This window comes from Persicitalea sp. (assembly GCF_041751555.1).
Classification (GTDB): Bacteria; Bacteroidota; Bacteroidia; order Cytophagales; family Spirosomataceae; genus Persicitalea.
Genome location: NZ_JBGSXF010000666.1, coordinates 1 through 4740, shown reverse-complemented (window position 1 = coordinate 4740; position 4740 = coordinate 1). Strand labels below are relative to the sequence as shown.

Annotated in this window: 6 protein-coding genes; 4 read left to right on the top strand and 2 right to left on the bottom strand. The window is 51.0% G+C overall.

Translation table 11 applies throughout. The features are described from left to right. On the top strand, positions 1-1398 hold a 1398-nt coding region (locus tag ACEW8P_RS23510), incomplete at its 5' end, for an SdrD B-like domain-containing protein (RefSeq protein ID WP_373515505.1). A gap of 263 nt (positions 1399-1661) precedes the next feature. Here ACEW8P_RS23510 and ACEW8P_RS23505 read toward each other — a convergent pair. Together ACEW8P_RS23505 and ACEW8P_RS23500 are read right to left on the bottom strand one after the other, a co-directional pair. Then, a complete protein-coding gene (locus ACEW8P_RS23505; protein ID WP_373515504.1) occupies positions 1662-1910 on the bottom strand; it encodes a hypothetical protein in 249 nt (82 codons plus the stop codon). Between the two features lie 377 nt (positions 1911-2287). Continuing rightward, positions 2288-2674, bottom strand: coding sequence for a hypothetical protein (locus ACEW8P_RS23500; protein WP_373515503.1), 387 nt, complete (start codon positions 2672-2674; stop codon positions 2288-2290). Positions 2675-2697: 23 nt separating this feature from the next. On the opposite strand from ACEW8P_RS23500, the gene ACEW8P_RS23495 reads away from it, so the two are divergent. From ACEW8P_RS23495 to ACEW8P_RS23485, 3 genes are all read left to right on the top strand, one after another. Continuing rightward, positions 2698-3405 (top strand): sensor histidine kinase, encoded by a 708-nt coding sequence (locus tag ACEW8P_RS23495; RefSeq protein WP_373515502.1) that lies wholly within the window; start codon positions 2698-2700, stop codon positions 3403-3405. A gap of 264 nt (positions 3406-3669) precedes the next feature. Continuing rightward, positions 3670-4152 (top strand): LuxR C-terminal-related transcriptional regulator, encoded by a 483-nt coding sequence (locus ACEW8P_RS23490; protein ID WP_373515501.1) that lies wholly within the window; start codon positions 3670-3672, stop codon positions 4150-4152. 310 nt (positions 4153-4462) lie between these two features. After that, a partial coding sequence (locus ACEW8P_RS23485) for a hypothetical protein (RefSeq protein ID WP_373515500.1) occupies positions 4463-4740 on the top strand: 278 nt, incomplete at its 3' end.

The following is a 4740-nucleotide window of genomic DNA, read 5'->3' as shown; positions in this document are numbered from 1 at the left end:
ACGGTGACCTTGACGGTGACAGCATCTAATCTGCTGGGCTGCTCTGACACGACGCAACTGACTGTCAACGTCAATCCTCTACCAAACGCGGGCTCTGACACGACACTGGTCTGCATCGGAAATAGCGTTCCGAAGAGTTTGGAATTATCAGCCAGTCCTCTTGGCGGAGTGTACACGCAGTTCGGACCCAATGTAGCCTTGATAAATGGAAATACGGTTTCTGAGTTGCTGCCTGGGAATACTTACAACTTTGTGTACACTATTAATGGGTGTTCTGACACGATAGTAGTCACCATAGGCCAGTGTGTGCTGGGCTCAATTGGCGACTACGTCTTCAAGGACAAAAATAACGACGGCCTACAGGATGGGGGCGACGCACCGGTGCAAGGCGTAAAGCTGAACCTGTACGCCGCAGCCAATGGCACGAAGACCGGGCCGATCCTGGCTTCTGACACGACCGACGCAGCTGGCAAGTACCTATTCGACAGCCTGTCGGCTGGCAACTACATCGTAGAAATCGATCAAACTACCTTGCCTGACACCTGCCAGATTTCGGCCAAGAAGGACGTGAATGCCAATGCAAATGACATGACGGACTCTGACTTCGATCCGACGAGTGGTCTAAGTCAGGTTGTGACGCTGAATCCGACAGTACTGGACGACAATAGTACGTTAGCTGACAGCTTGGCGACTAATAACCTGACAGTGGACGCTGCGCTGGTCAACAAGTCGACGGATAAGATCGATCTAGCCCTGGACAAATCGGTTGACAAGAAGCTGGCCATGCTGGGCGATACGGTCGCTTACACGATCCGGGTCTATAATGAAGGTCAAGTACTGGCCACGGGCGTGCAAGTAAGCGATACGTTGGCGGCAAGCTTGCAGTTTGTAAGCAGCAACGGTGCTTATAGCCCGGTTACCAAAGTTTGGATGGTAGGCAGCGTGGCCCCAGGCGACACCGTGAGCATAGTCATCAAAGCGAGAGTGATTGCGGCGGGCGTAACATTCAACACCGCCCAGATCAGCAAGGTCAACGAGCAGGATGTGGATAGTACTCCCGGCGACAACGCCGAGGGTGAAGACGACCTCGACCGTGAGTGTCTCACGGTACCCATTCTGGTGTGCCGTGGACAAGGGCAGGGCGTTCAACTAACCGTTCCGGCGCAGTACACGGGTGTGGTATGGTTCCGTAAGGCGGCGGGCGGCCAGCCTGAGCAAGTGGCGACGGACAACATTTACGTGGCTTCTGAGACTGAACTGGGTACTTACGAGTATAGCTTCACCTCGGCCTCGGGCAGTTGCCCGGCGGATGGCTGCTGCCCCACGATCATTGTGGTGGAGGACTGCTGCCCGGCCCAGGTATGCGTACCGTTTACAGTGACCAAGAAGAAAAAGTAGATAAATTAGTTAAAGGGAAAAGGGGACTGCCATTCGGTTGTCCCCTTTTTTATTGGTCATTCAGAAAAGCTCTTTCAGCACCATGAACAGCAACTGTTACTTAGTGGGTAGTGATAAGTACATGCCAGTCGTCAACGACTCTGTGCGTTGAATCTGATATAATTATCGATAGCCAAAAGTGTCGAGTTCTGGTAAAGTAGAAGGGGGCACGCTACGGCAATGCGTATTTTAATCTGATTATCACTTTTATTGCAAAATGACTCTTATTTTTTGGCCTCCTGATTTAGGTACTGCGACAGGAAAATATCCGGGTCGCAGTCGGCCGAAAGTGGCTGCGAATAAACCAACGGTCGCTCGGATAGTTCGGTGCCGTACTTGGATAGAAACAGCGTGGCTTGAGCGTAGCGGTCACGAAAAACCAGCACCACGAAGGGGCGGCCATTATTCTGGATGGTAAATTCCTGCCGCCCGTCGGCGGTGAGAACTTTGGCTTTGAAATCTTCCCCTCCCAAGGGTGATCGAAGCCAGTGAAGCCCACTAGTGTTTCGTGATTGCTTTCGGGGCCAACCCGCAGCATCGAAACTACCAGACCCTCACCCGCGCGATAGAGCTTGCAGTATTTGCCAACCTGTGGCCGGGCGGCGGACGACTGAGAGAGGGCGCACAAACTCGTCAGAGTGGCGAGTAATCCCAGAAATATTGTTTTTTTCATGATAATCGAAACCTTAAAATCGAAGACAATTTTTAAAGTACCTAAATACGCCACCGGGCGCCAGGCTAAGTGCCTTCCACGATACCCATCGGGGAGTTTACCAATATTCGACGCGACAGCTATGATGAATGGAGCAGTTATCACACAGGCCCCAATCATGGGCACGGCATCTGCCTCCTAACCAAATGTAGCACGCCACCACGCGACCCGGCGGCCGTGCGTTGGATACAGTGGATGAGTTTTGAAAGTACCGGGACTGGTAATCAGCCAAAGCAGTTGTTTTTTGAAGTCCGGATCGACTATGCTGTCTTTGGCCACTGAGTTTGGCTGCAATCCCGTCAGCGAACCGGCTTGCACCAGCTCGTTATAAGGAGTTGTCGTGACGGCGGTGTAAATCCCATCACCCGCTGCGAGGTCAAATATCTGTCCGTTGTCGATGAAGGCAACGTTATCGAATAAGTAAGCATCTCCCAGTAGACGGGTCTCGGAGAAATCGGAGAAAACCAGTTCTTTGAAGAAATGCGTCTGGTCGATTGCCCGGGCGCGGGCATCTACCAGAGCCACATTTTCCTTGAATAAACCGTTTTTTGCCTCTTGGGGTACTTTACTGGCGAAAGCGGAAGATGCGGGAATCGGAAAAACTCGCCAAACTGTACCTGGAAACGGAATGGAATGCGCTGAAAAATCGGATCGCGGCCCAGCGGGAGGAGCGCGGGCGCATCTCGCAGGAACTACACGACGAACTAGGTACTGCCCTGACTTCCATCTCACTAGCCAGCGAATTGCTGATGCAAAGCGAGCTGGCCGACTGGCCGGAGGCGCAAATTATCGCTAAGGCTTCTTCCGAGATGACGATGCGCATGAACGAGATTGTGTGGAGCCTGAACGTGAACAACGACAACCTGCAAAGTCTGGTGGCCTACATTCGGAAGTTTTGCGCCGATTTTCTGGGCGAAGCCGGGATTCAGATGGTGTTCACCGAAACCATTGCCGAGCCGGAGCGTGAGTTGAAAGGCATTATTCGTAGGAACGTTTATCAATCCGTGAAGGAAGCGGTACATAACGTGGTCAAGCACGCCGAAGCCTCTCGCGTGGAACTGGCCATCGCCACGGTCGAAAACGAACTGCACATCCTGATCCGCGACAACGGCAAGGGCATGAGTTCTGCCCCCACCCAACTGTGGAGCAAAGGCCTCCGTAATATGCGAAAGAACATCGAGTCAATCAAAGGCCGCATCGACTGGATCACAGAAAATGGTACTTTGGTCAGCATTCAGGCACCGATGGTCATTTAGAGTTTATGACGGGGTAACCCATGCTGTTTGAAGATGAGTTCATGTGCAAATCTTGCTAAAACCCGAATCTTTCACTTTGTGCCTCTGAACTCATCAACTCCTTAAAAAATGATTTCCGTATTCATCGTTGAAGATAATCCTGACATTCAGTTGCTGCTGCAAACCATTGTGGGGCGGGACGAGGGGTACGTCCTGGCAGGGGTGGTGTAGAACGGAGCCCAGGCACTGGAAAAGATTCCCGAATTACTGCCTGACGTAGTGCTGATGGACATTGGCCTGCCGGACATCAGCGGGATCGACTGCGTGCGGAAGCTCAAAGTACTTTGCCCCAACGTGGAGTTCATCATGTGTACGATTTACGATGAAGACGAGAATGTCTTTCAGTCGCTCGAAGCGGTGGCCAATTCCTATATCCTCAAAAAGAGTAAACCCGAGTTACTGCGCACGGCCATTCGGGAAGTACATGAAGGAGGTTCACCTATGAGCAGCTACATCGCCCGCAATATTGTAACCAAAATCCAGCACAAATGCCAGGTGCGTACCGACTACGGCATCACGCCCCTCGAGGTGGACGTGCTGACGATGCTCTCCAAAGGGCTGGCCTACCAGGAAGTTGCCGACGGATTATTCATCAGCGTCAAAACGCTAAAAAAACACATCTACAACATCTGCTCCAAGTTACACGTAGACAACAAGGTGGAGGCGTTGAATAAGTTTTTTGGGAAGTATCGAGAGCATCGGCAATAATCGCTTCGGACAGATTTTTTCAAAAAGAAGTCGGGCTTCATTTGGTAGAAATTTCACGGGAAGGCCAGTCCAAGTCGTTCCCCCTTACCTGACCTACGAAAAAAATGAACGGCAAGGTCATCCCTCTAAACTTTGCCGCTGGTAAATGTGCCATTTGTATAATTATTTGGGTCGTTTACTCGAGGAAAGCCCACGTTGAGCCATAAGCCAAAAATATTTCTAAACGGTTCCGTTACTTTTGGGTTGCTTCTAGGTAAAAATAAAAGTAACAAAATTCTAACAATCGTTCAACCAAACTTCCTTTTTACTCATGAGAAAAAACTACCTACTTTTCCTTCTGCTGATCGCTTGTGGGAATGCGTTTGCCCAAACCAATTTCTTTGAACCTCTTCCAGTCAGCAACCTGAGAGAGGACGTTTCGGTAACGAAGCATATCAAAAAACTGACGCTTTACAGTATCAAAGAAAGTCAGCTACGGCAGCACCTGCTCAAGGCACCGCTCGAGTTCAGCAGCCGGACTTCCGCCCTGACTTTGGAAATACCCTTACCCAATGGCCAAACCGAAACGTTCGAAATGTTCGAGTCGCC